This window comes from Actinobaculum sp. 352 (assembly GCF_003957265.1).
In the GTDB taxonomy this organism is placed as follows: Bacteria; Actinomycetota; Actinomycetes; order Actinomycetales; family Actinomycetaceae; genus Asp313.
This window is the reverse complement of record NZ_RQSN01000001.1, coordinates 351,454-378,299: the sequence shown is the minus strand read 5'-3', so window position 1 is coordinate 378,299 and position 26,846 is coordinate 351,454. Positions and strand designations below refer to the sequence as shown.

Sequence of the window (26,846 nt, the reverse complement as noted above, 5' to 3'; positions counted from 1 at the left end):
ACCATTTCCTTCACACCACCACGTGATCACGTAACTTCTCAAAGGTGGCTTGGCCGATTCCCGAAACCTCCATGAGTTCCTCCGGGGCCGAGAAACCGCCGTTTTCTTCCCTCCATGCCACAATCGCATCGGCCAGCACCGGGCCAATCCCCGGCAATTCCTGCAACTCAGACGTAGTGGCCGTGTTGATATTGACCAGACCGGACCCACCCGCCTGCCCGGACTGTATCTGTTCTCCGGAACCACCCGCAGCCGGAACAGGCGTCTCTCCGACGGCGGCAATATGTACGTGGTCCCCGTCCCTGATCGGCGCCGCCAGGTTGATGGCCGCTTGGTCCGCATCCTGTGTCATCCCGCCGGCCATTTGGACGACGTCGTTTACGCGCGAATTGGTCGGCACCGTGTAGACCCCGGGGCTTGTCACGGCACCCGAGATATGCACAACGGACTGGTCGGAACCAGTTGTGAAGTTGCCAGAGGACTGCGGCGTGGACGCAGGAGGTGCGACCATCGCAGGCGATGGCCCACCCCCTGCCGATGTGCTCACCTGCGGTAATGCTCCGGTACCAGTTGCGGAGGTAGAAGGCTGCTGGGATGACAACCATGCCACAGTGCAGAGAAGAGCGAGTAGCAGGGCGACCACCAGGGCGCGTAACGCCGCCCCTTCAAGCCTCCAGCGCGGCCTGCTGCGGCCCTCGGCCAGTGCGGCAATGCCCTCACCCGTCCCGGATGCAAGTGCTAGGCTGGCCAGGCTGCGCTGTGCGCCGCGGTCTGGGCCGGAGACTGGGCGAGCATTCTGCCTTGGCGCGCTGGCAGCGCTGTGCCGCCCTCGCCGCCTCGGCAGGCCCGGTTCAGATGGCTCCAACCATTCCTCGCCGTGCTCCGACACCGCATTCCACTGCCTAGCTGCATCCGTATCCGGCACCTCAGATGTGCTGAAGTCCCCCGGATGCGGGTGCTCATCGCCGCGCGAGGACGGATCCCGTGCGCGAGAAGACGCACCGCTCGCATCGGCGGAGTACCGTACCTCGCCGTCGGCGGAATACCCTCGGCGTGGGAGCCGAGGGGGAACAATTGATCGAGGAGGTGGCTGTCGCATACGTCGATCTTGCCGTCCCGCCTTCTACTGGGCGAGGCCCGCGCACACTCCTGTGGATCAGAACGACACAACGCAGCCTGTGGAGATATCAGGGCCCTCGTGGGAGGCCCACCGCCACACTTCGAGCAGACTACGCGGTCGGCATTTGACCCATGGCGTCGAGAGCAAGACGCACTGGGCGGCAGTCCGCGTGGTCGGCATGTCACCGGTGCCACCGAAAGCAAGCCCACCGCCGCATCGGGGCGGCCGCTCTTCTCGCGGCGGGATGCGACTCGCCCCGAACACCGGGATGATCCCCAGGCGGTCCGGTCACACCCGGCCCGCCCAGGTTCACCCTGTACACCGGCGAGATCTCCTGCAAGAGCGACGGGCACTCCCGTTACGGGACGATATTGACCAGCTTCGGCGCGCGGATAATCACCTTGCGCGGTGCGCCGTCGAGGTACTTCTGCACCTTTTCGGAGGCGAGCGCGAGTTTCTCAAGCTCATCCTCGGCGATGTCCGCCGGAACCTCGAGGCGATCACGGACCTTACCCTTGACCTGAACGACGCAGGTGACCGTATCGTCAACCAGCAACGACTCGTCCGTCACCACCGGGAATGGCTCACGCGCCAAGGATTCTCCGTGGCCCAACCGAGCCCACAATTCCTCAGCGATATGAGGCGCCACCGGTGCCAGCATCAGCACCAGGGCCTCCGCTGCCACCCGCGGTACCGTAGCGAGCCCCGTCAGATGATTGTTCAGCACAATCATCTTCGCAATCGCCGTGTTGATGCGCATACCGTCGTACTCAGCGGTCACATCGGCGATGGTACGCGCCAGCAGACGGGCCGTCTCGGCCGAGGGCGCCTCCTCACCGACAATGACCTCTCCGGTCTCCTCGTCGATTACGTTACGCCACAGCCGCTGCAGGAAGCGCTGGGAGCCGACGACGGCGCGCGTTTCCCACGGTCGCGACATATCGAGTGGTCCCATCGACATTTCATACAGGCGGAATGTGTCCGCTCCATATTCCTCACACATCGCATCCGGCGTAACAACGTTCTTCAGGGACTTGCCCATCTTGCCGTATTCGCGGTTGACCGGCTGCCCCTGCCAGGTGAAGCGCGGCTCGCCGTCGTCGCCAAGGGTCTCCTCGACTTCATCCGCCGGAACATACTGGCCACGCGAGTCGGTATAGGCATACGCCTGCACATAACCCTGGTTAAACAGCTTGTGGAAGGGCTCGGATGAACTGACATAACCGAGGTCGAATAGTACCTTGTGCCAGAAACGCGCGTAGAGCAGATGCAGCACGGCATGCTCCACACCACCAACATAGAGATCCGCCCCGCCAGAGGTGTTACCCGCCTCCCGTCGCGGTCCCATCCAGTACTTCTCGTTCTCCGGGGCGCAGAAGGCCTCGTCGTTGTCCGGATCGAGATAGCGCAACTCGTACCAGCACGATCCCGCCCACTGCGGCATCGTATTCGTATCGCGGTGATAGGTCTTCACGCCGTCGCCGAGGTCCAGCTCAATCTCCGTCCATTCGTGAGCACGTCCCAACGGCGGCTCCGGCATGGAGTCGGCATCGTCGGCGTCGTAGGTACGCGGCGAATAGTCGGTGACTTCCGGCAGCTCGACCGGCAGCGCGGATTCCGGGAGCGCGTGCACGTTCCCCTCATCGTCCCACACCACCGGGAACGGCTCACCCCAGTACCGCTGGCGGGAGAACAGCCAGTCACGCAGGCGGTAGGTAACCGTGGCGGAGCCTTTCCCGATCGACTCCAACCACGCCGTCATTGTGGCCTTCGCGGCATCCTTGTCCAGCCCGTTCAGGCTGATGTCTTCATTGGCGGAATCAACGGCGACGCCGTCGTCCACGTAGGCGCCTTCATCCAGGTCCGGACCGTACGGATCGTCGGCCGGGCCGATGGTGCGGATGATGTCAAGGTCGTAGGCATGCGCGAAGTCCCAATCGCGTTGATCGTGCGCCGGTACCGCCATGATTGCGCCGGTACCGTATCCCATCAGCACGTAGTCCGCCACGAAGATCGGAATCGGCTTTCCATTAACCGGATTGATACCGAACAGCCCGGAGAAGACTCCCGTCTTCGACCGGCCCTCGTCGGCCCGCTCCACTTCGGATTTGGAAGCGGCCTGGGCGCGATATGCGGCCACGGCTTCAACCGGACTTGCGGACCCCGCAGTCCACGCCTGGCGGGTGCCCTCCGGCCAACTGTTCGGCACGGCGAGCTTCGCCGCGTCGTCAGACGCGCCCGGCATCGAACCACCGAGAATAGGATGCTCCGGTGCCACCACCATGAAAGTTGCGCCGAAGAGTGTGTCTGGACGTGTGGTGTAAACATCCAACTCCGTGGGATCGGCACCCGGAACCTCGAAACGCACGGTCGCACCATCGGAGCGACCGATCCAGTTACGCTGCATGAGACGCACTTTTTCCGGCCAGTCGATGGTGTCAAGATCCTCCACCAAACGGTCGGCGTAAGCGGTGATGCGCATCATCCACTGCCGCAGGTTCCGCTTGAAGACGGGGAAGTTGCCACGCTCTGATCGGCCTTCGGCAGTGACCTCCTCATTCGCCAGCACCGTACCCAAGCCGGGGCACCAATTGACGGGCGCCTCGGATACGTAAGCGAGCCGGAAGGAATCGAGCACTTTTAGCTGTTCGGCCTTCGTCAACGTGGACCAGTCGCGCCCATCCGGCACGGCGACGTCGCCGGATGCCAGCTTCTCCCATAACTCGGAAATGGGACGAGCGGCTCCCTTTCCACGTCCGTCGCGGCACTCGGCCTGCGGATCGAACCAGGAGTTGAATATCTGCAGGAAAATCCACTGTGTCCAGCGCACATAATCTTCGTCGATGGTGGCGAAAGAACGGCGTGTGTCATGTGACAGGCCGATTCGATGCAGCTGTCGACGCATGTTTGCCACGTTCTGCTCGGTGGTGATGCGTGGATGTTGCCCCGTCTGCACCGCGTACTGCTCCGCCGGAAGACCAAAGGCGTCGTAGCCCATCGTGTAGAGAACGTTCTTGCCCTTCATACGCTGGTAGCGCGCGACGGTGTCGGTGGCGATGTAACCCAAGGGGTGACCGACGTGTAGTCCACGGCCCGAAGGGTACGGGAACATGTCGAGAATGAAGAATTTCTCCGCCGGGACCTCACCGTTGGACAGCTCTCCGACGGGATTCGCCGCGTAGAAGGTGCCCTCGGTATCCCACCGCTCCTGCCAGCGCTCTTCGATATCATTGGCCAGCCGTGCGGTATAGCGAAATGGGGTGTTCTCAGCACTATCGGCCTGTACGCTCATTACTCTCCTTCAATCGGTACTAGAAAAGACTAGCGCACCGCGGCCCGCCACCCTGCCTGCGTTCCAGCTAGATTGCTCATACTGTTGCCGGATGAGCCGCCCATAGCCGTTCGGATCCGTTAACGAACCCACCGTGCCACAACGCCATCAGCCTGGACAACCCGTGTTGCGCACGTGCACCCACGGTCTAGGATCAACGTATGAGTGTGTTTACGGAAATCATCGCCGGAAATATCCCGGGCCGTTTTGCTTACGCCGATGAGGTATGTGCAGTGTTCGGCACTCACGAGCCGATTGCCGATGGGCATATGCTCGTCGTTCCCCGGCAGGAGGTATCGCGCTTCACGGAGTTGCCGGATGAGACATTCGCCCATTTGGCCCTTGTCGCCCAGCGGATTGGCCGCGCCCAAGAACAGGCGTTTCCCGGAACCCGCGCCATGGTCATTATTGCCGGGCTGGAAGTGCCCCACGTGCACCTACATGTGATCCCGGCCCTGTCGGAAGCCGATATCCAATTCGCTCGCGCCCGCCGCGGTTTATCCGGCGAGGAACTGGATGCAGGGGTGGAGCGTGTGCGCGAAGGGCTACGGGCGACCGGCTGGGACGAGTTCGTGCCTGCCAGTATTCACTCGCTGACCTGACGCTCATTCCGGTTGTGCGTGTTTGCTCCGGTATCTGGGTCGTGCGTCTTGCTCCGGCTGGGCTGATCCTCCATTCAAGCAGATTCTCTATTCGAAGTCAGCCGACTGGGCCTTGCGCCAGTAGCCGCAAAAGTCAATATTCTCGCGCGGCATTCCCGCGTCTAGGCAACGGTTGCGCACGGCCAGTGCAAAGGACGCTTCCCCGACGATGTACGCTCCTTCGAACCCGCTCAGGGGCATATGGTCTAGTAGGGCGAGAAGGCTCTGGCCCACTTCCTGCCCACGAGGACGCGTTGTCCACAGCACGTCGTCGAGCCAAATGTCACGTCGATCTTCACTGGTTGGCACCTCGATAATCGCCGTGGTTTCGGGTACGTGACCGCCCGCGTGCAGCGAACGCGCTATCCCCTCAATTCCGGGTAGGCCCGTCTCATCGGAGACCAAAAGAAGCGGTCCCTTGGCGCCATCGAAACGAAAGATGCGGCCCTGGTCGAGGAATCCCACCAGTTCACCGCGTTGTGCTCGGCGCGCCCATCGTGCAGCTCGCCCTTCAATCTGACCGTCAGGGGCGCGGTGGATCGCGAAGTCCACATCGATATACCAGGTGCCGGATATACGGCGAGCATCACGAATGGTGTAATTGCGCACCGTCGGCCGATTCTTCGCCGGCAGAGCGCGGTAGCGCTGATACCACCCATCTGCGGCTCCCCAGGGTAAAGGCGGCAGACCGGGCCGACGCGGCCCGTAGGCGGTACTGCCTCTGCCTGCCCGGGCATTCGCGCTATAGGCGGGAATGGCAGGACTGTCCGCGCGAACCGATCCGCGTTTGCCCGCCACCGGCCCGACGGTCTGCGCGCGGCGCTCCATTCTCTCTTGCAGCGGCGGCCAGAAGAAGAATCGAAACCACTGGTCAAAACCCAAGAAGTCGAACTCTTCATTGAAGCTCTCCTCGTGCGGAGCGAAAGAGAGCCGCTGGAAGGTGGGCGAAATACGCCTGCTGTCCGCTACGCGCAGCAGCTGCACCGAAGCACGCGTCGGCCTTATAGGCCGTGTGGATGATAGTTCTTGGCGCATTCCGCCTCCTTCCTGCATGCCGGCGATCTGCTATCCGAATGCTCTAAGCTCTACGCGCTTGATTCTCCGTACTTTCGGCACTTGTGGTTCTCCTTACCTTCAGCACTTGCACTGTCCGTGCTTCCGCAAGTGGCGGAGCGGCCACCGACTATCAGTCGTTGCCTTCCGTCGCCTGGTCGATCAATGGCGCCATCTGTTCAATCGCGTAGAGGGTCGCCGCTGGGGTGCCCAGCGAATAGGCGCTGGAGAGCTCATCCTCAATAACAAGTACACGGCCGTCCTCCACCGCAGGAATCGCCTGCCAACCCGCATCTCCGGTAATCTCCGAACTGTCGATATAGATCGGGAAGGCGACAATGAGGTCGGCATCGAAGAGGTCGAGTTGTTCACTGGAGACGGAAACCGACCAGCCGTTCTCCGACGTCGATGCCAGGGCGTCGATCTGCGGGTTCTGTGCGAATCCGAGGTTCTCCATGAAATGCACACGTGCGTCGTCGAGGTAGGCGCCCCATCCCTCCGACGTGCGTGTGGCAACCGTAACGGTTTTGCCATCCCAGTGCGGGTACTCACTGCGCGCCGCCGCGAAGGCCTCGTCAACTTCCTCAAGCAACTCCTCCGCCTTCTCCGGCTGGCCGAGGGCCGCCCCGATCATGCGGACCTGATCCGCGGAAGAGGTCAGGTAATTGTCGCCGTCCTTGCTGACACCGATCGTCGGGGCAATGGAGGACAATCTCTCGTAGCGCTCCTCGTCGCCCGAACTGCGCACGTCCAAAATGAGATCCGGTTCGAGGGCGGCAACTTCCTCGTAGGAGAGTTCGAGTGTACCGAGGATCTGCGGGGACTCGTTGTAGAGGCCCTCGGCCCACGGGCCGACGCCGTCTCCGCCGAATGCAAGCCAATCGGCAGCACCCACCGGTTGCACATCGAAGGCGAGTGCAACTTCCGCATCACCCCAGCCGAGCGCAACCACACGCTCGGGCATCTCTTCAACGGTGACCTCACCGAACTTCGTTTCGATTGTTGCCGGAAATGCGTCGGACTGCACACTCACGTCCGTATTCGCTGCCGAGTTCGACGACGTCGTGTCCTGTGCGTCATCGTTACCGCAGCCGACCAGAGCCAACGCAACAGCGGCGGCCACGGCCATAACACGACGAATTCTTGGTCTCTTCACGTTTGTGGTTCCCTTCGGTTATGCGTCAATATGCTGTCAGTTCGCCTGTGCCGCCACGGCCCGGCGAACGTGTGTCGCGGCTAGCGGTTGGTGCCGAGGGCGAACGATGTCGTCCATTTCCAACACCATCCCATCCAGTTAGGCTACCCTAATCGCAGCCGCAATACTAGTGTCGCATGTGGAAAGGAGACGATGGGACTGCAGATGCATCGATCACCATTCTCTACCAGCAATGCGGCGACGCTGCGTAACCGCCGCGTCTTCGCACTTGTCGGTGGCCTTGCAATTCTCGCCGTCGCCGCACTGGCCTCCTTGGTGATCGGCAGCAGGCCTGTACCACCTGCCACCGTAATCGCGGCTCTTTTCGGTGATGAAGTGCCCCGCGCCGACGCCCATGCAATATTGGAACTGCGCGTGCCGCGAACCGCTCTGACAATTCTCGTTGGCGGCGCCCTTGCCGTCGCGGGAGCGCTCATCCAGACTCTCACCCGCAACCCGCTGGCCGATCCCGGCATCCTCGGGGTGACCTCCGGTTCTTCATTCGCTGTGGCACTGGCAGTAGGCCTGCTGGGAATCACTCGGCCGTCGCTATATGTATGGTTCGCCCTCGCCGGTGCTTTGGCTGCCACACTGGCTGTGGCATTGGTGGGTGGAGCGGCGCGCGGCAGTGTCGATCCGGTTCGCCTACTCCTTGCCGGAGTAGCACTCGGAGCCATTCTGTCCGGAATCGTCTCCGGGCTGCGCATCGCTAGCCCGCGCACCTTCAACACCATCAAGGTGTGGGAAGTCGGCACATTCGTTGATCGGAACCTCACCTCCTGCCTGCCGGTTGTACTTATCATGCTCACCGGCGCAGTTATCGCTCTCGTACTCGGAAAGTCACTTAATGCCCTGGCACTGGGCGAAGAAATGGCATCAGCCTTGGGCACCTCCGTGTGGCGTACCCGCCTTCTGGCGGTGGCGGCGATTACCTTCCTCGCCGGCGGCGCCACCGCACTCGTCGGCCCCATTTCATTTGTCGGCCTCATGGTGCCTCATGTAGCCCGGTGGCTCACCGGGCAGGATCAACGGTGGATCATAGCATGTTGTCTGATATGGGGACCGATTATCACCATTTTTGCCGATATTGCCGCCCGAATCGCTGTCTCCCCCGGAGAAATGCCAGTGGGAATCGTCCTCTCCTTCCTCGGCGGCCCGGTGCTCGTGGCCTTGGTGCGACGCAGAAAGGCGCTGGCACTATGACGGTGAGGTACCCGCGGATTGACGCTTCCGATTCCCAGCCCGCAACGTCGGCGAGTTCGATGCATCGCCCACCGCACCCCGCCGCACATGCTAAGGCGGCGTACTCGCGGCGCCCACGCGTGGCGTTACGATCACGCCTGTGCGTCGTCGCCGTTGCTGTGCTGCTGGTGGCGGTCGCGGTCATCGCGCTCTGCCTGGGTGACTACCCGCTATCCGTCGGAGAGGTTCTGCGGGCGCTGACCGGCCGGGCGGGTTTCGATTCAACGGTTGTCCTGCAGTGGCGCCTGCCGCGTATCGTTGCCGCCATCGTCTTCGGTGCCTGCTTGGGCATTTCGGGCGCCCTCTTCCAAACCCTGACCCGCAATCCGCTTGGTTCGCCGGATATCATCGGCTTTTCAACGGGAGCGTATACCGGTGTGCTTGCCGTGCGCCTGGTGTTGCCCGGTTCCACCTTAGCGGCCTCAAATCTGGGAGCATCGGTTCTCGCCTCGACGACGGCCGGGGCTTTGCTCGGCGGCTTCGTAACCGCCATCGTCGTCTATCTACTCGCCTATCGGCGCGGAGTGCAGGGATTCCGGCTCGTCATCGTAGGAATCGGAGTCACCGCAGCACTCTCTGGGGTGAATTCCTGGCTGATCTTGCGTGCACGGGACGAAGTCGCCATGGGAGCGGCCATTTGGGGAACGGGCACACTGAGCCTCACGACCTGGGGTGACGTGGTCCCAGCTGTGCTGACTGTCGCCTTGACCGCACCGCTTATTGCGGCGGCGCGGCGCCCGCTGCGGCAGTTGGAATTGGGCGACGACGCCGCCGCTGCCCACGGGCTGCGTGTGGAGCGGGCACGCCTCGCCATCCTGGGCCTGGGCGTGCTGCTCGCAGCATTGGTCACCGCTGCCGCCGGCCCTATCGCCTTCGTGGCCCTTGCCGCGCCGCAGATCGCCAAACGATTAGCCGGGCTTCCGGGCATTCCCCTGCTTCACTCGGCCCTACTCGGCTCACTATTGTTGCTGGGGGCCGATGTCATCGCTCAGCACATCGGTGGTAATCCACTTCCTGCCGGCATGATCACCGTGATCTTCGGCGGAATGTACCTTTTCGTTCTTTTGATAATGGAGTCGCGCGCATGACGATCTCTCCGGACCATGGCGATCATCTCAATGGACGGCCACCCACACCACGCTCCGCTAATGCGGCAGCGTCGCGTTCGAATTCCTCCGTTCCCTCGCCTGCCGCTGCGGCGCCTCCCACTGCACCACTTTCCCCTCACGCGACACTGCGCACATCGGAAACCACTCCTACCGGGCGCCTGCGCACGGAGCAGCTGAGCCTGGGGTACGACGGCCGCATCGTCGCCCGCGATCTCAAGGTGGAGATTCCCGATGGCTCCTTCACCGTGATCATCGGGCCCAATGGTTGCGGCAAGTCAACGCTGCTGCGCGGTCTTGTTCGACTGCTGCGGCCTGACCAAGGCGCGGTGTACCTCGATGGACGATCAATCGCCGGGCTCAAGCCCAAGGCGCTGGCGCGGCACATCGGGCTTCTACCGCAGAGCGCCATAGCACCCGAAGGGATCACCGTCGCGGACCTTGTGGCGCGCGGTCGCTACCCACACCAGGGTGTGTTTCGCCAGAGTACGCGCGACGACGCCGCGGCGGTGCAGCGTGCCATGCGAGCAACGAACGTGGAGGAACTCGCCGAGCGCGCCGTGGGCGAACTCTCCGGTGGCCAGCGCCAGCGCGTGTGGGCTGCCATGGCCTTGGCGCAAGAGACCCCCTTGCTCCTTCTTGACGAACCGACGACGTATCTGGACATCGGCCACCAAGTGGAACTGCTGGAGCTGTTCACTCGCCTGAATAGAGAAGGAACGACCCTCGTTGCCGTACTGCATGACCTGAATCAGGCCGCTCGGTATGCGTCGCATCTGATCGTGATGAAGGAAGGAGTCGTGGTTGCCGAGGGAGACCCGCACGCGGTTATGACGCCGGAGCGTATTGAGGCCGTCTTCGGCCTCAGTTGTGTTGTTATCGAAGACCCGGTCACCGGCGGACCGCTGGTGGTGCCGAGGCGGTGACCGGTCAAGACTGTACGCACCAAGTCGCGCGTGCGATGGACCTTTTGGACGCGACCGCCGGGGACATGGGAATAACACAGATAACCCGGTTTGCACAGAACTTGGAAGACCACTGAGCCCATCGGGGCAGGGTCACGCCTCCGCCGAACGACGTTTAGAACACCATCGCCCACTGGTCCCAGAAGCGTACAACCGCGATCAAGACGATCACTAGGTAAACGCCGATGGTGATGTACCACCGGCCGTGGACCAAGAAACGGCGGAGTGCATCGGGAGCGGGTACATGACCCGCCTGCACGGACCTGGCCCATGTGTGCACGATCAACGGAATGGTAGCGAACCAGGTAAGCAGGCAATATGGGCAGAGCGCTCTCTCTACCACGAAGGACTGGTACTGAAACCATACGAGCCACGCGGCAGCGAGAACCATCGCTAGGCAAAGAGCCTGCCAAAGCCACCTGCCGAGGCGCCCGCCCGACAGCAGAACGAGTGCCAGAGCGACAATACCGGCGAAGAAGGCTAGCCCGTATACCGCGTTGGAAATCCCGAAGAAGAGTTGGTTTTGCGGCGAGTCCAGGAAGCTACCGCAGCCGATCAACGGGTTGATATCGCAGGCCAGTTGCGACGCCGGGTCCAGCAGATGCTGCTTCTCGGTGCGGATAAGCAAAACCGAGGCGTACATGCCGAATATTCCAGCGGTAAGCATGAGAAGCGCGAATCCGCGCGTTGCCCCGCCATCCTCCTGCTCCGCGGTGGGCAACGCCTGCTTCCGCCGCTGCAGCCCGGTCAGGTAACCCTCCACTTCAGCGTCGCTCATCTGCGCAAGCACGCCGTCGCCCGTGCGTTCGTCGCCACTAGACACAACAGCCTCCAAGTTCCGCAGTTATCACACGGTAGTGTGCGCTGCAGCTACATAGCCTTCCACAAATGCCGCGGTATCTTCCCAGTCCGTGACCGCGTGGGTGGGAATCCCCAGGCGGATCACGGGGAAGTCATTGCCGCCTTCGTCGAGCCTGTCTCCAACGAACAGCATATCTTCGATGGGAATACCGGTATGCCGTGAAAGTTCGGCGATCCCGTATGCCTTATCGACGCCCCGCCTGGTGATGTCCACTGAGGTAGACCCACCGGAACGTACCTCCAGACCGGGCAGACGTTCGGCGACGGCGGCGCGCAGCCGCTCCTTTTTGCCGCCATCGGGATCCCATGCCTTCTTCGCTTCCAGAGGCGCCTGCTGGCCGAGAGCGGAGAAGGTGATCTGCGAACCACGGTCTTCCAAAATAGGACCCCAGGTGTGTTCTTCCCATAGTCCAAGCCGCCGGGCCTCTTCCTCAACGGCGGCCCGAGCCTCTGCGCGTTCCTCGTTGCTCAGATCACGGGCATATACCGTCTGCCACCGTCCATCGCGGTGCACAAGGTAGCGGGTGCCGCACGTGGGCATGAGATGCAGTGCGCCGAGCTGCTGTTCGCCGGCGTCCAGATGTGCGAGCACCTGCGATTCGAATTGTCCGAACTGACCACCGGAGATGACGCAGACCTGCGTCACATCAAGCAGTCCACGCAAAGCCGCCGCCATCCGATCGGGTAGCGGCGACTTTGAGGGAGCAAGTGTATCGTCTAGGTCGAAAGCGACCAGCGAGTACAGTTGGCTCATGCCTGCGGTTGTGATGCCTGCGCGGCTTCAGCTTCAACCTTGGTGGCGTCCTGGTCCGCCTTCACGGCGATTTCCAGAATGGCGCGGACGAGTCCGAGCGCGACCACAACCACTCCCAAGACGTAGGCGAACTGGAACAGCTCCTCCAAAATGGCGAGAGCGCTCGCCCCTCCATACACTGCGCCGTCGTTGGTTGCAACCCGAATGAAGGTGAACAGTTCTTTTACGACGACGATGCCGCCAGCAATCAAGGCGAATAGCTGCACAATCCCGGCAATCGAGCTGGAGACTCGCACCTTGAAGTTCGTGGAGAACAGGCCAGCGAAGCCACCAGTGCTACGAGTCGGCTGCGGAGCGGCAACGCCATAAGCAGGCTGGCCGTAGGCATACCCCTGGTCGTAGCCGGGCTGCGGCTGACCGTAAATGTTCGGATCGGCGCCCGGCTGGCCGGCCGCCGGAGCGGAGTAAGCGGACGGGGCCCACGCCTGGTTCTGGTACCCCTGTGCATACTGCTGGTCGGTGTATGCCTGGGGGTTATTCTGCTGATTTTCCGGGGTGGACGGCTGAGACATTACTTTTCCTTTCCGGATACGCGAGCGCGTATTCCTGTGTCCGCCTTATTCTCACGGCATTCCCGCGCGAATTGCGAATCCTCCTGCCGAGCATCCCGTACTTTGAGCCGATTTGACAACAATTTGGATGCTGTTGTGAGAGTCTTCACGGCTTTCAATGACCCGCGCTAGACGCTGCCGCAGCAAAGCGACCGTCCTTACCCTAGCAGCATCGGCCACACGAACTCATCCGCGCGTTCCCCTTCTGTGCGTGGCCTCCATTACACTGGTCGTCATATCAGTGTGTTGCTGAACGGCGCGAGCACCGGGCTCGCGTCGCTTGATCACGGCCACCAGCCGAGAGGAGAAACATGTCCACGCCGCATATTTCCGCCGAACCCGGGGATTTCGCCCCCGCTGTCCTCATGCCAGGCGATCCCCGCCGCGCCGAGCGCATGGCCGCGCAGCTTATGCCCGACGCCCGTAAAGTGACGGATGTGCGCGGCATAGGAGGCTACACCGGTACCTACCAAGGCAAGCCGCTATCGATTATGGCCTCCGGGATGGGACAGCCATCTTTATCCATTTACGCCACGGAGCTCTACCGTTTCTTCGGTGTTGAGCGCATTATCCGCGTCGGCACCTGCGGCGGACTCTCTCCGGACGTTGAGCCCGGCGACGTCGTCGTCGCAATCGGCGCGCATACGGATTCCTCGCTCAATGACGCCCTCTGCCCGGGAATCCACTTTTCCGCCACTGCATCGTGGAACCTGCTGAAGGCAGCCGTCGACGCCGCTGGCGACGACGCCAGCGTCAAGGTCGCCCCCGTTGTCTCCCGCGACCGCTTCTACGACAATCCTCCCGAGCAAGTGCAGCGCCTGGCGGAACTGGGCACACTCGGCGTCGAGATGGAGGCGGCGGCGCTTTACGGGCTGGCTGCCCAGCTTCACAAGGAGGCACTGGCGGTCCTGACGGTCTCCGATCATCTGCTTGATCCCTCCAAGGATATGAGCGCAGAAGATCGCGAAACGAAGTTCCAGACCGCGTTGTCTCTCGCTGTCGCCGCAGCTCTGAGCTGATTTCATGGGTCTTACGGCGTCTAACGAGGATTATCTCCGGGCCATTTGGAAGCTCGAGGAGTGGCAGGATCACCCCGCCACCTCGGGAGAGTTGGCCCGCGCACTCGGTCTATCTCCGTCAACGGTCTCGGAAGGCGTGAGCCGACTTGTTTCCCGGGGCCTCGTGCGGCATGCACCGTATGGAGCCATCTCGTTAACGGATGAAGGGCGAAAGCAGGCTGCCCGCATGGTGCGAATCCACCGGGTGCTGGAGACAGGCCTCGTGCAACTGTTCGGCTACTCCTGGGACGAGGTCAACGCCGAAGCAGAACAGTTGGAGCACGCCGTCTCCGACCTTTTCATCGAGCGTCTGGATGCGGCGCTCGGGCATCCGCAACGTGATCCACACGGCGATATCATTCCCCTGCCCAGTGGTGAGATTCCTGACGCCGTCGCCGCGCCCGACGAACAGATACCTTTGTGCGATCTGGCCGTCGGGGAGGGCGGCAGAGTCGAGCGAGTCTCAGACACCGATTCCGACGTGCTCGTCTACCTCGATGAACTTGGAGTCGTCCCCGGCACGCGACTGCGCGTGACCGGGGTACGGCGCGGGGTCGGAATTGTTCGGGTGACGGTTTCCGACCGGGAGTTCGACGTAGCTTTGAACGCCGCACAGGTTGTCCTGGTTGCGGTTGACCGCGACGCCGCGCACTGATCCTGCAGGTGCCCCTGCCGCAAGACCTGTACCGCATGACGCCGGAGCCGCGTAGTGCTCACACGAAGACCCAGCAACGGAAAGGCATGAATCGCAGCTCACAGGCATATATCGCCTGCGGCCTGCCAAGTATGGCGTTGTCGCGCTCCAGCCAGACACAGTCAATGTTCATGCCTCCATCATGACAGGGGCCTCCGACACCTTCTTCCTCACAAACGCCGCCCTGCTCGGCTACGGTCCGGAGAACCTGCGGCTCCGACCGTCGTCGACCAAGTGGGTGCCTCGACCGACCCTGCTTTCCCGCCTCCCCCCGCGCCGCGGCACTGCGCAGACGGGTGCCCGAAATACGGGTCACACCTTCGCTCATCGCGCAATTTCTGCTCACAACGTGGCCCGTGTTGCGCAACACCCCGTCATCGTGGTTTTCTAGTAGCCGTTCATCAAGAGCAGCTGAGAGACGTGGCTCAACGACACTGCAGCAACCCGCTCGACGGGTGCTTCCGCCACGATCGATGGAGGGAATATGATCGAGTTTCAAGACGTCGTGAAAGTCTATCCGCGCCGCGGACAGGACGACGTCATGGCGCTTGATGGCATTTCTCTGACCGTGCCGGACGGCGATATCCACGCCATCGTCGGAGAATCCGGAGCCGGCAAGTCCACCCTGATTCGCTGCCTCACGGCACTGGAACGGCCCACATCCGGCCGCATCCTGTTCAATGACATCGACCTGACCACTCTGGCACCCACCGCTCTACGCGATGTGCGGCGTTCCATCGGTATGGTGTTCCAAGGCGGTAACCTGCTTGATTCACGCACCGCCGCCGGGAATATTGCCTACCCGCTGAAAATAACCTCCGCGTCTTCCCAGTGGCAGTCACGCGCCGCTATCCGCGAGCGCGTGGAAGAGATGCTCGCGCTGGTGGGGCTTACAGACCGTGCCAGTTCCTTCCCATCCCAGCTTTCCGGAGGCCAGCGCCAGCGTGTCGGCATCGCACGCGCCATGGCGGACTCCCCTTCGGTACTCCTGTGCGATGAGCCGACCTCGGCGCTGGATACGGAGACAACGAACCAAATCCTCGACCTGCTCAAGTCGGTTCGTGATCAGTATGGCGTGACGGTCCTCATCATTACGCATGAAATGTCCGTTGTGCGGCGCATATGCGATTCGGTGACGCTACTGGATCACGGCCGTGTGGTGGAATCGGGATCCGTCGCCGACATTGTCGCTGACGTTAACTCGCCACTGGGGCTGCGGATCATTCCACCTCCAGCGGTCGACCCAGTCGACGGTCAGGCGGTAATTGACGTCTCCTTCACTTCTCACCCCGGCGAACCGACCGGATCGCGTGTGATGACTCATGCCGCCACACTCGGGGCAGACATCGGCGCCGGAGTGTTCGAAACTATCGGTGCAACACAGGTCGCCCGGCTGTCTTTGACCGTGCCGACGGCGGAGGCTCGACGGGCAATGGCCTCGCTCCAAGAGCTACCAGGTGTCAGCGCAGTTCTGCAGCAGGAGGTGGCGGTGTTATGAGTTACCTTGCCCATCTCGCCGTCATCGCTGCGGATAATGACCGCACCTGGTTCAACAGTCCGGCAATCCAACAACAGCTCGGAAGCGCCGTGAAGGAGACCCTCCTGATGGTCTCCACTTCAGCTCTTGTATCCATCGTCATCGGCCTCTTACTCGGAGTTATCCTCACGGCCACACGACCTCATGGACTGCTTCCCAACCGGCCCGTCAACCAAGTCCTCGGGCTCGCCGTGAACCTGGGACGCGCGATTCCCTTCATCATCCTCATGTTCTGGATGATTCCCGTCACACGCTTCATCGTGCAAACGTCTTCCGGTTGGCGCGGCGCCGCAGTGCCACTGGCGGTTTCGGCAATTCCGTATTTTGCCCGCCTCGTTGAATCGAATCTCTCCGGCGTGGAGTCCGGCAAGGTTGAGGCCGCACTCATGATGGGTGCCTCGCGCATGCGTATCTTGGGCGGGGTACTGGTGCGTGAAGCCATGCCGGCGCTAATCCAGTCCGTCACGATCCTCATCATCACCCTGATCGGATACTCCGCCATGGCCGGATCGATCGGAGGCGGGGGCCTTGGCTCTCTCGCGGTCAACCAGGGCTACTACAACTCCAATGTCGATGTTGTCACCATTGTGGTCATCGTCATCGTGGCCATTGTTGCCATTGTCCAGATGTGTGGTGACATGCTCAGCCGGCTGGTAGATCACCGCTGAGGCACTGCCAGCCGGGAACCCACGAAGCCACAGCATCACTGCACATATCTGAAATAACACGCAATCACAACATCTTTGGAAAGAGAAGACCCATGAAACGCATTCGATCCTTTGCCGCTATTCTCGGTGTAGGAGCACTGGCTCTCACCGGTTGCGGCTCCTCGAACGATTCCAACGAGCGAACGAATGAGTCCAGCGATACATCTACCAGCACTTCTGGCAATACCACCGCTGCCGACTCCACCGCAGATGGCCCCGTCACCATCACCGTTGGAGCCTCCCCTACCCCGCATAAGTTGATCCTTGACTATGTGCAGGAGAATCTCGCTGCCGATGCCGGGATTAACATCGAAGTGGTGGAGTACCAGGATTACGTGCAGCCGAACGTAGCCTTGAACAATGGCGATATCGATGCCAATTACTTCCAGCATCTGCCCTATCTGGAGGCCCAAGAGGCGGACGAGGGCTACGACTTCGAGCACGGTGATGGCATCCATATCGAACCGTATGGAATCTACTCCGAGAAGATAACCGACCTGAAGGACCTCAAGGATGGTGCCACTGTGGTTATCACCAACGATCCGTCCAACCAAGCCCGTGCCCTCCAGCTGCTGGTGGACAACGATCTGATTGAACTGGAGGATGTTGAGTCGCCAACGATCTACGATCTGGCCTCCAACCCGAAGAATCTGCAGTTCAAGGAAGCCGATGCGCCGTCGGTGCCGAAGCTTCTACCCGATTACGATATCGGAATCGTCAACGGCAACTACGCCCTGCAAAATGGTCTCGAGCCCTCCACAGACGCTTTGTACCTGGAGGCCGGTGCTGACAACCCGTACGCGAATATCTTGGCGTGGAATGCCAATACCGATGACCAGACCAAGGCAGCGGTTCAGAAGCTGGACGAGCTTCTGCATTCCGATGAGGTCGCACAGTACATCGAGGAGACTTGGCCCAATGGCGAGGTTATCCCCGCCTTCTAGCTCTAGGAGTCTCTAAGACGGCTTGTTACAACATCCGGGTGGGTGGGAGCGCATAGGCTCTCACCCACCTTTACGTTCACAGCCGCCGCTCCCGGCAGCGGTGCAAAGCGGGGGACGCGCACCGCGCCGACGGTTCCGTACACAACGACCATTGCCGCACGAGGCCCAGGCGGCACGCCTGACTGCCCCACCATGTGTTCGCGGTCAATCCATCACTTACGGCACCCGCCTGCGGAGTTGCCAGTACTACAACGAGGACATGTGTCGGTCAGTCCATCACCTACGCCACCCGCTCAATCGGTGACTTCAAGAGTTCCGTGTGCGCCGCGTTCCGCATAACTCATCGCGTGGTTGACAATCGAGTAGTGTCCGGCCTCCACGGGAACGAACTCAATGAATCCTCCCTGCGCTGCTTGTAGCGGCAACACCTGAGCCGCCGAGTCTCCTCCCACCTGCGGATCGCAATCAACACCGGTGAGCGCGGCGTCATTCGAACATCTGCGGCGCAGGGAATACGATCCTTCCGACCACACAGTGTCGAACTGTGTTCCGACAATATGGAAAGCAAAATCGAGATTCGGCCCGGCATCCAACACCCATATTCGCACTCGATCACCGGTCGCAGCCCGCAGCGGCGCGTGGTCATACTGGAACGGGTAGCCGTTGAAGTTCACAACATCGGGCTGGACCGCTACCACCTTCGTGGCATCGGTGCCGACGTTCAGGCCATCGGACCAATACTGCTCCGATTGAATCAGAACGTATTCTTCATCGACCTCATCCAACCCCTCCTCCGTGTCAATAATGACGGCACCGAACATTCCATTGGCGATATGTACGCTTATGGGCGCAGTTGAGCAGTGATACAACCAAATCTCGACTCGCTTCGCCGTGAAGGTGTAGCTAAGGGACTCTCCCGGGTCGATAGTACGCATATTGTCATCGGGGGAAACGTCGCCCGCATGAAAATTGATCGAATGGCCCATCGAACCGCTGTTGGTCAAGGCAATGACGAAAGTGTCGCCGACCCTGCCGCGCAGTATCGGGCCGGGAGTAGTGCCGTTGAAGGTCCAAGTTGTCTGTGTGCGTCCGGGAGCAACCTCACGCTCCTCCTCCCGCGCTCGGTTCAATGCGTTCAATCGTTGCCCGCACACGTGCCGGGCCACCGCCGAGAACCACGGGCAATAGGTACGTCAGCGAGCCGAGGATCAGTTGCAAGGCGCCCGCCGCCAGGAGAAGCGCGTATGCGCCACCCGCCACGTTTCGCGCAGCTGCTGCGCTATCTGCATTAGGGAGTTGCCAGCCCCACAGCAGCGCCGCGAGCTCCATCCAGCAGATCCCCGCACCCATGAACCAGCCGTCGCCCACGGCAAGCATGGAACCCCTCCAGGCCGATAGGACCAGAAGGAGAACTCCCCGGCTCCCATCACAACCCACAGGAGCACTCCGAGCCCGGTAACGCGGGGAAACCCGAGCACGGCGGCGAGTGCTGCGACGACGATGGCGCCCACCAACCATGGCATGAGGCGCACCGCCTGGTGTATGCCGCCCGGTGCCATTCTGGTGCGGGCCACGGTGGGCCCGAAGGTCACAAGCGTACCCAGCACCGTCATCCCGACAAATCCGATGGCCATGGCAGCGGCATGCGCGATGGCCATGCCATCATGATGCGAATAGAGCACCGGCCACCACGCCACTGCCCACTGCCGCTCGATGACATCAATTGTCATGATGAGTCCCAGCAAAGCACCGAAAACGAACTGGGTAGCTCCCGCGAAGTGGCAGCGCAGTGTCACCGCCCCAGCACTGGCGAACTTGGAACGCAGTGCACGCCGCAGCGCGAGCACGTGCCATGTGAAACCGCTGAGAATCCGGGCCGCACCCACCAACGCGCAAAACGCGCCCTGGGGGCCGCTGATGCCGAGCGCAACCGCTAGGAGCACCATCCCGACCCCAGCATCCCCAGCCGGATGAGCCGACGTGCCTGCGACTGTTTGCGCCGGGTGAGGGCGTCGGCGAAATGCCACGTCCATATGAGAATAGAACTACTGATAACACCAAGGCCTGCCACATGGATGAGGTACCAACGCGGAGTGGGCAGCACGCTTTGTGCCGCAAGTGCTGCGACCAACATAACGATCCCGATTCTGGTGACCACCCAGGTGACTCGATGCCAGCGTGCGCCAGGCAGCTTCATACGTTCTCCTGACGTACGGCGATAACGAGAATGGCGAGGAATCCGAAAGCGGCGGCTATGACTCCTTCGCGCATGGCACCCACCGATCCCGTGAGGGCCCCAATGATTCGGATACTCACCCCGCCGTCGAGTAGCAGCAGCGGCACCAGGATTCTTCTGGTCAACGCGGCGTCGGGAACCCTGGCCAGAATCATAGAGCCGAGGAAACCGAGCATGATCACCTGAATGACTATGTCATATCCGGTGCGCCAGTCATCGGATAACAGCAGCACCCCCGCCGCAACCGTCACCCGCAGATAGCCGCTGAGGATACCGAGCGTTACGCTGCGAGGTGTTGTGAGCGTGGCGGTGTGTGGCCTCTCTGTGCGGCTGAGATTGTCTCTCCGGGTGAAGGAGGGGACTCGGCACCGAGCGCGCGGCGGTTGCCGACAAGAGCCAAGCCGACCAGGGCAAGCAGACAGGCTCCCAGGGCCCGCGTCCCACTTGCGGCGATGGCGGACCATGCCGTTGCTACGAGCACGGCCAGGGTACCTCAAAACGCGCGCTCGTCGTCGTGCAACGCATGCTCTATAGCGCCGACCAGTAGCAGCACCACGAAGGCCACCCACCACAGTGCGATATCCTCCGGCGCCGCGTACCCCCAGCGCGCCTTCGCCGCTTCCAGAGCGGCTAGGATACCGACGAACCCGAGAACAAGGGTGCCGTGATGGTCGGCCAGGCGAGCACCGGTAACAGAACTCCACACTCCCAGGCGCGTGAGTCTCGCAGCCAAACCGCCCAGTCCAATGACGGCGGCGGTCACGAGAAGGATACTTCCGTGGGCGCAGGAGTGATAGCCCACGCTATTGTTTTTTCACGGCTCTAATCGTATAAATTAGGAAGTTATCGTCCACCCTCGTAACGTCACAGCAAAGGAGAATCATCATGCCCGAGGAACTCCACGCTCAGAACCTGCCATTGAGCGGCCCCAAGCACCGGATCGTCCGCATTACCCACACCGCGCTCTGATCGGGGCGGCCGAGCTCTCGCAGCCGTACATTGGCGTCGCGTGGGAAGCCCGGTCGCCACTGAAGAACTTCGACCTTGCAACCGTCCCGAACCCACGCGACGCCAACAAGCGCTGCCGCTACTGGCGATGCCTACTCTCGACGCGCCGCGGCCGCGTCCCCAGCGGTATCCCCCGCCTCTGCCTTCACTTGCACCTTTCGCGCCACGATTGCCACCGCTATCAGGTCATCCCCGTGGGCGCGGAAGCTGCGCCGCATGGCAAACACTCGCTTTCGCGCTTCGGGCCGATGCATGAGGCGCCAGGCAAAGCGCGCAGCACCGCGAATTCCTTCGTCGGCAACCAGCCGCGATGGTTCGAGCAGGTGCATGGGTGCGGTCCCCGACCATTCAACGGTCAGCCCCGCGTTCTCCAGAAGCTTCTTCCACGCCTGAATCTTCAGGGGACGCGCCCCCACCTTGATCTCACGCGAGATGGCACGCCCTGTTTCACCCCGATCCGTCGACGGTTCCGGGTCGGGCGCAGTATCGGTCAGTGCTAGCTCGTGGATGGCGTAGCGACCTCCGGGAGCCAGTATGCGCGCGGCCTCACCGACAATCGCAGCCTTGTCCTCCGGCCCGCACATGGTGAGCATCGCTTCTCCCAGAACGAGATCCGCACTTCCGTCCGGCAGTCCCGTCTCGGCGGCGTCCGCAACCACGATCTGCGCGTTGGAGTGCCAGGCGAGCACGGCTTCCAGTTGCCGACGACCCTCCGGATTCGGATCGACACCCACATATGAGGCAGGATGCGCCTCAAGCAACAAGGTTGCCGTCTTGCCGACACCCGGACCGAACTCCACGATTCTGTCATTGCCACCCAGAGCCGCCGCACTCAACAGTCTGCGGGTCAACCCCAGCCCACCCGGGCGCAGCACCCTCTTCCCGAGAGACGCCAGCAGCCAATGCCCTTGCAGTTTGTGATCAGCTTCGGCCTCAGCCATGAAGAACCTCTTCCGGCACCTCGGTGACATCCACCATGACCAGACTCATCCGGCACGCAGTCTTGGCAACCAGCGCATGCTTGGCTCCGGGCGCGAGGTAAACAACGTCGGCGGGATGAAGCGTTCGCTGCTCCCCTTCCAACGAGAAACTCATCTCGCCTTCCAGCAGCTGGACGACCACCGCGCGAGGCGAAGAGTGTTCCGTGAGTAATTCGCCCGCATCGAAGGTAAACTCGACCACTCGCAGCAGGCGGTTGTCCAGAACCACCCGCGACGTCGTCGACTCCCTGACAACCGGAACCTCCGCGGCTATATTGCCGTGAAGACTGGCCTCGGCGACCGGTGTACGTTTTGCCATATCCCCTCCTTTGAACTCGCGACAAACCGACGCGGAGACAATCCGCTGCGATTCACCACACAACCAATACGCCTGCCCTACCGGCTAAACGCGGTGTTTTCCGTGTTAATTCTTCCATAGAGTACAGGAAAGCTACTCTTCATGACCAAATTCGTGCGACGCCTTGACGGCACCCTACCCAGTCAGGCTAGCCTTACCCTATGGAGACTACTCGAATGCGAGCGAGGGCTGAGCGGTGAATCCTGATCTGACGCTCTCGCCCGACCGCAGCGCGGTATGCACCCACGTGTGGGAAGCCCGCAGCCTGTCAATTGCCCAGCGTCTTCTAGCCGGAGCGGGGAAGGCCACCCTCGTCGCCTACCACGTGGGCCCAATTGTTACCATCTCCTCCCTCGCGCATGGCTTGGGTGCCGATGGCAGCGTCTATATCGCGGCGACAGCAGCGGACGATGCATCCCTCACCGATCTGTGTAGCGACGAACCGATGGACGTGCGCCTATCCATTGAAAAGCAGGCCCCAGACCCCAGCGTGCAAATCACAGCTTGCGCAGTTCACGCGTTGGCAACCGCACAGTGGCTTGAACGCGACGAAATCCTCGACCTGCTCTACAGCAGCTTCCTCCCGTCGCGCGTTGCCGAGATCGCAACCGCTCCCCAGGCCCGGACCGCACGCTTAGAGGGTACGCGGGTCTTGCTTCACGACGCAGGAGGTGTCACACCGGTCAGCCTCGCCGCCATTGCAGACATTCATCGCCAGAGATGCCAAAAACCGCCCTGCCCCGGTGCGCTATTCAACTCACCGTATGGCGAACTGACCGCTCTCGAACGGATCAGTGCTCTCAACTGCACAATTCCCACATTACTGTTCCAAGCCATGCGTCGACGGGAGATCTCCGGCGCCCTGATGTCTCGCCAACCCGTGCATATCAATGTTGAAATGTCCGCTCCAGCAGTTCTCTGCCTGGATATCGACCGCACCGGCCTCACTCTTATGCGTATCGACGACGACGAAGCCCTCACCGGTTTCGTACCCTTTCCGCAGCAAGTTGAGACGAGCGTAGAACTCGCCGAGGCACTTGCCGCGCTGTAGACGTGTCCCGGCACCGCACTATGCGCGCCTGACATGCGCCGGGATAACGGAGCTGGGACCCCGCAATGCGGGGTCCCAGTCTCATTTGTCACTTCATACGCGCAGCCACCCTAATGTCTCAATTGCGACACGGTGCTCCGCGGAGCTACACGTCCTCCAGGGAGACGCCCTTCGTCTCCTTTGCAAACAGATAGATAATGCCGCCGAGGAAGAGTAGCGCCGCGAAGATGGTGAACGGTACGAACACGACTTCGGCCGAAAGTTCTGCCGAACCAATCAACGCACCCACGAAGTAGGGACCCACCACCTTGGCAATGGCTCCGATGCCGTAGCCCAATCCGAGGCCGGTCGAACGTGCCTCCGTCGGAAACTGCTCGCCACCGAAGGCATTGAGTATGCCAAAAGCGCCGTCGCCGAACATCATGATGATGAAGATTCCCGCGAAGAAGACATAGCCGGCGTTGCCAACGTTGTCACCATCCACCATCCGCGTCGAAAAGGCTGCTATCAGGGCACCGATAGCGCCAATCATGCCGCAGCCGAACATGGTCCAGCGCCTTCCGATTTTGTCGGAGATCCACGCCGACCCAAGGCGTCCGAGCAGATCGCCGAGGGAAACGAACATGAACAGCGTAGCGACCATGCCGGTATCGAACTTGAAGGACTGACCGAGCAGAGTCTGACCCCAGGACTGAACGGTGAAGGAGCCGAGGATGAAGCAGAAGGAACCGGTTGCCACAACGAGCAACTGCTTTGGATACCTCTGGAAGATAACCGAGTAAGACGCCGACGAGGACTCCTTGATCTCCGGCAGGTCCGCCACCTGCTCCACCGGAATCTCCATCGCCCAAGCGTAGGCCTCCTTGGCCTCCTTCTCACGTCCGCGCGACTGCAGGAAACGAGGCGACTCGGGTATGAAACGCGCCCAAGCGAGCAGGATGATCGGTATGCAGCCGACCGCAATTAAGCCACGCCAGCCCAGCGTATCGCCAAAATACTTGGTGACAAGGCCGCCGAGGAAGATACCCGCCGGAATGAAAACGCTTGTCAGTCCGGCCAGCAGCCCACGTTGCTTGGCAGGAACGAATTCCTGGACGAAGGGCACGGAAGTGATGTTCAGACCACCAACGCCGAATCCAACACCCGTGCGCAGAATTGTCAGAAGAATCCAACCGTTGACGGGGGTGAAGGCCGATGCGGCCGTAAAGACGACCAACACAATGATGCAGGAGATGAAGGCGTGCTTACGGCCGAAGATGTCGGCCAGGCGCCCCCAGGTAATCGAACCCAGCACTGTGCCCAAACCCGCACCTGCCAAAATCACGCCCGAATGGAATCCTGTCAGGTTCCATCCCGGTGTCTCGATAAGAAGGTTGACGATGAAGCCAATGAGGAACATATCGAAAAACTCCGACACATTCCCGACGATCGCCATACCAATAAGGGACTTCTGATGTCCCGTTAGTCGATGATTGTCAATTTGTTCTGCAGCTGTTGCTCCCGCGGGAGCCTGCATAGTAGTAGCCATAAGTTGTAGCCAATCTCAAGTCGAAGGACTGTCAGCGAGTGCGTGGTGGAAGGCCAGGCACTGCGGACGACCCCCATCCGAAGGCGCGCTTCGCCATACTCTTCGCCGGGGTGTGAATCCCGAACCGTCGGCCGTCGCATGGCACAACACGACAGCCGATGCGCGCGGCCGACGCATTCGGGTCTAGTTAACGGACGATATCCGTCGTGGTTGGGATGCTCAGTTCCGCCGCAGAGACTCGTGTCAGGTCTCCGTAATGCGTGAGTGCATGAGCAGATGTGCGCTGACCGTAACGGATGCCCTGGACGACGTCGTCGTGCAGAAAACCGTGGATCACTCCGGCAACGAAGGAGTCGCCTGCCCCGGGCCGGTCAAGGACGGGAACTTGGGTGACTTCGAAGACCTGATCTCCCAGTTCCTCGTCGGAGAGGTATACGCCGTCGATCTGATCGGTAGAGACAACCGTCTTCACACCGAACTTGTCGCGCAGAGCGCGGCACACCTCGACTCCTTCACCCTGGGCATGGAAGACGATTTGACCGTCTTTGCGCGAGCAGAAGAGAATGGACGACTTCTGCGCAATCGGTCCCAGAACTTCACGCGCCCGCTGCGCCGTCCACAGCAGCGAACGGTAGTTGACGTCGAGCGCGATCTTGATGCCGCGCTCGTACGCCAGATCGACGAAATACGTGATGACATCTGCCGTACTCTGTGTCAGTGCGGCCGTGATACCCGTGACGAACACGAGCTCGGTGTCCAGCATCGACTCCCAGGCGAAGTCGTCAATCGTAATATCGCGGAAGGGCGTGTGCTCACGGTCGTAGGTAACGCGGGAGGGCATGGGATACTCCCCCGGTTCCATGAAGTAGAGGGCGGTGCGGCCCCCTTCCGCGAGTACCACGTTGCTGACATCAACACCCACACTCCGGTACTCATGCAAGATGCGGGTGGCGAGGCTGCCACTGGGTAGCTTCGACGCCCAGGAGGTCTTACGCCCCAGCTGTGACAGCAGACCGGCGACATTCGCCTCGGAGCACGCGGCGCTCATGCGCAACTGGTTGGCTGAGACGAGACGATCACCTTTGAAACAGGTGAGGCGGATCTGCCCCTCACCAATGGTTGTGAGATCGAATTTAGGCATGGCTTACTCCTTGTGAGGCGGCCGCCGTTCCATAGCGGTGGCTGTATCGTTCGTAGTTTTCGTCAATGTCGGCCTGCGGCAGAGGTTCTATCGTCCCGATCTGCATCGCGATGGACACGGTATGTGCGACATCCTCCACCATGACGGCTGCCTGGATGGCCTTTTCTATTGAAGGCCCGATTGTGAACACGCCGTGTTTCGCCAGCAGAATGGCGGGCGAGTGTCCAATGTGCTCGATGATCTGCTCCCCTATCTGTTCAGTTCCAATCGAGGCGTACCCTCCGCAGGGCACCGGCCCGCCGAATTCATCGGCCATCGCGGTTAGCACGCACGGGATAGGTTGTCCGGTTGCCGCCCACGCCGTCGCGTAGTTTGAGTGAGTGTGAATGACAGACCGTACATCCTCACGGTGCCGGTAGACGTACAGATGTGAAGCCGTGTCCGACGACGGGCCCCGCTCGCCCTCGACGACTTTCCCATCCAGATTTACAACCACCATATCCGCGGGTGTCATCTTCTCGTACCGCACTCCGGATGGTTTGATGACCACTAGTCCGGTTTCTTCGTCGCGGGCCGAGAGGTTACCGCTCGTCCACGTAACGAGGCCATGCCGGGGCAGTTCAAGATTGCCTTCGCAGACCTCTTCCTTGAGTTCCTCAAGCATTATCTTCCTCATTTCTTGGTTAGTATTGCGCGGCGCATGCGCCGCAGTTCGGCTCCGCCGC

28 protein-coding genes are annotated in these 26,846 nt (G+C 61.4%); 11 read left to right on the top strand and 17 right to left on the bottom strand.

Annotated features, from left to right (window positions below):
- Window positions 1-10: 10 nt before the first annotated feature.
- Window positions 11-1,099, bottom strand: a complete 1,089-nt coding sequence (locus tag EKN07_RS01605) for a helix-hairpin-helix domain-containing protein (RefSeq protein ID WP_126145496.1) — start codon at window positions 1,097-1,099, stop codon at window positions 11-13.
- Window positions 1,100-1,478: 379 nt separating this feature from the next.
- Complete coding sequence (locus EKN07_RS01600; protein ID WP_126145495.1) at window positions 1,479-4,412, bottom strand: class I tRNA ligase family protein; 2,934 nt, start codon at window positions 4,410-4,412, stop codon at window positions 1,479-1,481.
- A gap of 200 nt (window positions 4,413-4,612) precedes the next feature.
- Here EKN07_RS01600 and EKN07_RS01595 point away from each other — a divergent pair, with 200 nt between their 5' ends.
- Window positions 4,613-5,053: an HIT family protein gene (locus EKN07_RS01595; RefSeq protein ID WP_126145494.1), complete on the top strand. Its 441-nt coding sequence runs from the start codon at window positions 4,613-4,615 to the stop codon at window positions 5,051-5,053.
- A gap of 87 nt (window positions 5,054-5,140) precedes the next feature.
- On the opposite strand, the gene EKN07_RS01590 is transcribed toward EKN07_RS01595, so the two are convergent.
- On the bottom strand, window positions 5,141-6,127 hold the full coding sequence (locus EKN07_RS01590) for a siderophore-interacting protein (RefSeq protein ID WP_164505465.1): 987 nt from the start codon (window positions 6,125-6,127) through the stop codon (window positions 5,141-5,143).
- A 151-nt stretch (window positions 6,128-6,278) separates the two neighbouring features.
- Window positions 6,279-7,301, bottom strand: coding sequence for an iron-siderophore ABC transporter substrate-binding protein (locus EKN07_RS01585; protein WP_240611439.1), 1,023 nt, complete (start codon window positions 7,299-7,301; stop codon window positions 6,279-6,281).
- Between the two features lie 192 nt (window positions 7,302-7,493).
- On the opposite strand from EKN07_RS01585, the gene EKN07_RS01580 reads away from it, so the two are divergent.
- From EKN07_RS01580 to EKN07_RS01570, 3 genes are read left to right on the top strand one after another with little or no spacing between them, the layout of a single operon-like run.
- Complete coding sequence (locus EKN07_RS01580; protein ID WP_206435647.1) at window positions 7,494-8,543, top strand: iron chelate uptake ABC transporter family permease subunit; 1,050 nt, start codon at window positions 7,494-7,496, stop codon at window positions 8,541-8,543.
- The gene (locus EKN07_RS01575; protein ID WP_241228097.1) at window positions 8,540-9,670 is read left to right on the top strand and encodes an iron chelate uptake ABC transporter family permease subunit; all 1,131 of its coding nucleotides are present in this window, start codon (window positions 8,540-8,542) and stop codon (window positions 9,668-9,670) included. Before EKN07_RS01580 ends, EKN07_RS01575 begins: the two co-directional genes overlap by 4 nt.
- Complete coding sequence (locus tag EKN07_RS01570; RefSeq protein ID WP_126145493.1) at window positions 9,667-10,614, top strand: ABC transporter ATP-binding protein; 948 nt, start codon at window positions 9,667-9,669, stop codon at window positions 10,612-10,614. Before EKN07_RS01575 ends, EKN07_RS01570 begins: the two co-directional genes overlap by 4 nt.
- Window positions 10,615-10,768: 154 nt before the next feature.
- Here the strand turns inward: EKN07_RS01570 and EKN07_RS01565 are convergent, their stop codons facing one another.
- Genes EKN07_RS01565 through EKN07_RS12760 form a run of 3 tightly spaced genes read right to left on the bottom strand, consistent with a single transcriptional unit; the run spans window position 10,769 to window position 12,840 of the window.
- Window positions 10,769-11,476 carry a vitamin K epoxide reductase family protein gene (locus tag EKN07_RS01565; RefSeq protein ID WP_126145492.1) on the bottom strand — a complete coding sequence of 236 codons (708 nt, stop codon included), beginning with the start codon at window positions 11,474-11,476 and terminating at the stop codon, window positions 10,769-10,771.
- 24 nt (window positions 11,477-11,500) lie between these two features.
- The gene (locus EKN07_RS01560; protein ID WP_108715506.1) at window positions 11,501-12,268 is read right to left on the bottom strand and encodes an HAD-IIB family hydrolase; all 768 of its coding nucleotides are present in this window, start codon (window positions 12,266-12,268) and stop codon (window positions 11,501-11,503) included.
- Window positions 12,265-12,840, bottom strand: a complete 576-nt coding sequence (locus EKN07_RS12760; protein WP_108715505.1) for a hypothetical protein — start codon at window positions 12,838-12,840, stop codon at window positions 12,265-12,267. Before EKN07_RS12760 ends, EKN07_RS01560 begins: the two co-directional genes overlap by 4 nt.
- A gap of 350 nt (window positions 12,841-13,190) precedes the next feature.
- On the opposite strand from EKN07_RS12760, the gene deoD reads away from it, so the two are divergent.
- From deoD to EKN07_RS01525, 6 genes are all read left to right on the top strand, one after another.
- Window positions 13,191-13,898, top strand: a complete 708-nt coding sequence (deoD, locus tag EKN07_RS01550) for a purine-nucleoside phosphorylase (RefSeq protein ID WP_108715504.1) — start codon at window positions 13,191-13,193, stop codon at window positions 13,896-13,898.
- Between the two features lie 4 nt (window positions 13,899-13,902).
- Window positions 13,903-14,592, top strand: a complete 690-nt coding sequence (locus EKN07_RS01545; protein ID WP_108715503.1) for a metal-dependent transcriptional regulator — start codon at window positions 13,903-13,905, stop codon at window positions 14,590-14,592.
- A 181-nt stretch (window positions 14,593-14,773) separates the two neighbouring features.
- Window positions 14,774-15,022 carry a hypothetical protein gene (locus EKN07_RS01540; RefSeq protein ID WP_126145491.1) on the top strand — a complete coding sequence of 83 codons (249 nt, stop codon included), beginning with the start codon at window positions 14,774-14,776 and terminating at the stop codon, window positions 15,020-15,022.
- 93 nt (window positions 15,023-15,115) lie between these two features.
- Window positions 15,116-16,129 (top strand): ATP-binding cassette domain-containing protein, encoded by a 1,014-nt coding sequence (locus EKN07_RS01535; RefSeq protein WP_126145490.1) that lies wholly within the window; start codon window positions 15,116-15,118, stop codon window positions 16,127-16,129.
- Window positions 16,126-16,836 carry a methionine ABC transporter permease gene (locus EKN07_RS01530; protein ID WP_108715501.1) on the top strand — a complete coding sequence of 237 codons (711 nt, stop codon included), beginning with the start codon at window positions 16,126-16,128 and terminating at the stop codon, window positions 16,834-16,836. Before EKN07_RS01535 ends, EKN07_RS01530 begins: the two co-directional genes overlap by 4 nt.
- 92 nt (window positions 16,837-16,928) lie before the next feature.
- Complete coding sequence (locus EKN07_RS01525; protein WP_108715500.1) at window positions 16,929-17,819, top strand: MetQ/NlpA family ABC transporter substrate-binding protein; 891 nt, start codon at window positions 16,929-16,931, stop codon at window positions 17,817-17,819.
- Window positions 17,820-18,112: 293 nt separating this feature from the next.
- Here EKN07_RS01525 and EKN07_RS01520 read toward each other — a convergent pair whose 3' ends face one another.
- From EKN07_RS01520 to EKN07_RS01490, 7 genes are all read right to left on the bottom strand, one after another.
- On the bottom strand, window positions 18,113-18,949 hold the full coding sequence (locus EKN07_RS01520; protein WP_346426237.1) for a multicopper oxidase domain-containing protein: 837 nt from the start codon (window positions 18,947-18,949) through the stop codon (window positions 18,113-18,115).
- Window positions 18,950-19,027: 78 nt separating this feature from the next.
- A complete protein-coding gene (locus EKN07_RS01515) occupies window positions 19,028-19,765 on the bottom strand; it encodes a hypothetical protein (RefSeq protein WP_126145489.1) in 738 nt (245 codons plus the stop codon).
- On the bottom strand, window positions 19,753-20,016 hold the full coding sequence (locus EKN07_RS01510) for a hypothetical protein (protein WP_126145488.1): 264 nt from the start codon (window positions 20,014-20,016) through the stop codon (window positions 19,753-19,755). Before EKN07_RS01510 ends, EKN07_RS01515 begins: the two co-directional genes overlap by 13 nt.
- Window positions 20,013-20,306: a hypothetical protein gene (locus EKN07_RS01505; protein WP_126145487.1), complete on the bottom strand. Its 294-nt coding sequence runs from the start codon at window positions 20,304-20,306 to the stop codon at window positions 20,013-20,015. Before EKN07_RS01505 ends, EKN07_RS01510 begins: the two co-directional genes overlap by 4 nt.
- Window positions 20,307-20,548: 242 nt before the next feature.
- Window positions 20,549-20,818, bottom strand: coding sequence for a hypothetical protein (locus tag EKN07_RS01500; RefSeq protein WP_108715495.1), 270 nt, complete (start codon window positions 20,816-20,818; stop codon window positions 20,549-20,551).
- Window positions 20,819-21,155: 337 nt separating this feature from the next.
- On the bottom strand, window positions 21,156-22,004 hold the full coding sequence (locus tag EKN07_RS01495; RefSeq protein WP_206435646.1) for a class I SAM-dependent methyltransferase: 849 nt from the start codon (window positions 22,002-22,004) through the stop codon (window positions 21,156-21,158).
- On the bottom strand, window positions 21,997-22,362 hold the full coding sequence (locus EKN07_RS01490; protein ID WP_108715493.1) for a cupin domain-containing protein: 366 nt from the start codon (window positions 22,360-22,362) through the stop codon (window positions 21,997-21,999). The genes EKN07_RS01495 and EKN07_RS01490 overlap by 8 nt, the downstream gene beginning before the upstream one ends.
- 235 nt (window positions 22,363-22,597) lie before the next feature.
- Here EKN07_RS01490 and EKN07_RS01485 point away from each other — a divergent pair, with 235 nt between their 5' ends.
- Complete coding sequence (locus EKN07_RS01485; RefSeq protein WP_126145486.1) at window positions 22,598-23,452, top strand: hypothetical protein; 855 nt, start codon at window positions 22,598-22,600, stop codon at window positions 23,450-23,452.
- Between the two features lie 145 nt (window positions 23,453-23,597).
- Here the strand turns inward: EKN07_RS01485 and EKN07_RS01480 are convergent, their stop codons facing one another.
- The 3 genes from EKN07_RS01480 to EKN07_RS01470 form a co-directional block, all read right to left on the bottom strand.
- A complete protein-coding gene (locus EKN07_RS01480; protein WP_205647339.1) occupies window positions 23,598-24,980 on the bottom strand; it encodes an MFS transporter in 1,383 nt (460 codons plus the stop codon).
- A 187-nt stretch (window positions 24,981-25,167) separates the two neighbouring features.
- Window positions 25,168-26,121: a sugar kinase gene (locus EKN07_RS01475; RefSeq protein WP_126145485.1), complete on the bottom strand. Its 954-nt coding sequence runs from the start codon at window positions 26,119-26,121 to the stop codon at window positions 25,168-25,170.
- The gene (locus EKN07_RS01470; RefSeq protein WP_205647338.1) at window positions 26,114-26,797 is read right to left on the bottom strand and encodes an L-ribulose-5-phosphate 4-epimerase; all 684 of its coding nucleotides are present in this window, start codon (window positions 26,795-26,797) and stop codon (window positions 26,114-26,116) included. Before EKN07_RS01470 ends, EKN07_RS01475 begins: the two co-directional genes overlap by 8 nt.
- Window positions 26,798-26,846 lie beyond the last annotated feature (49 nt).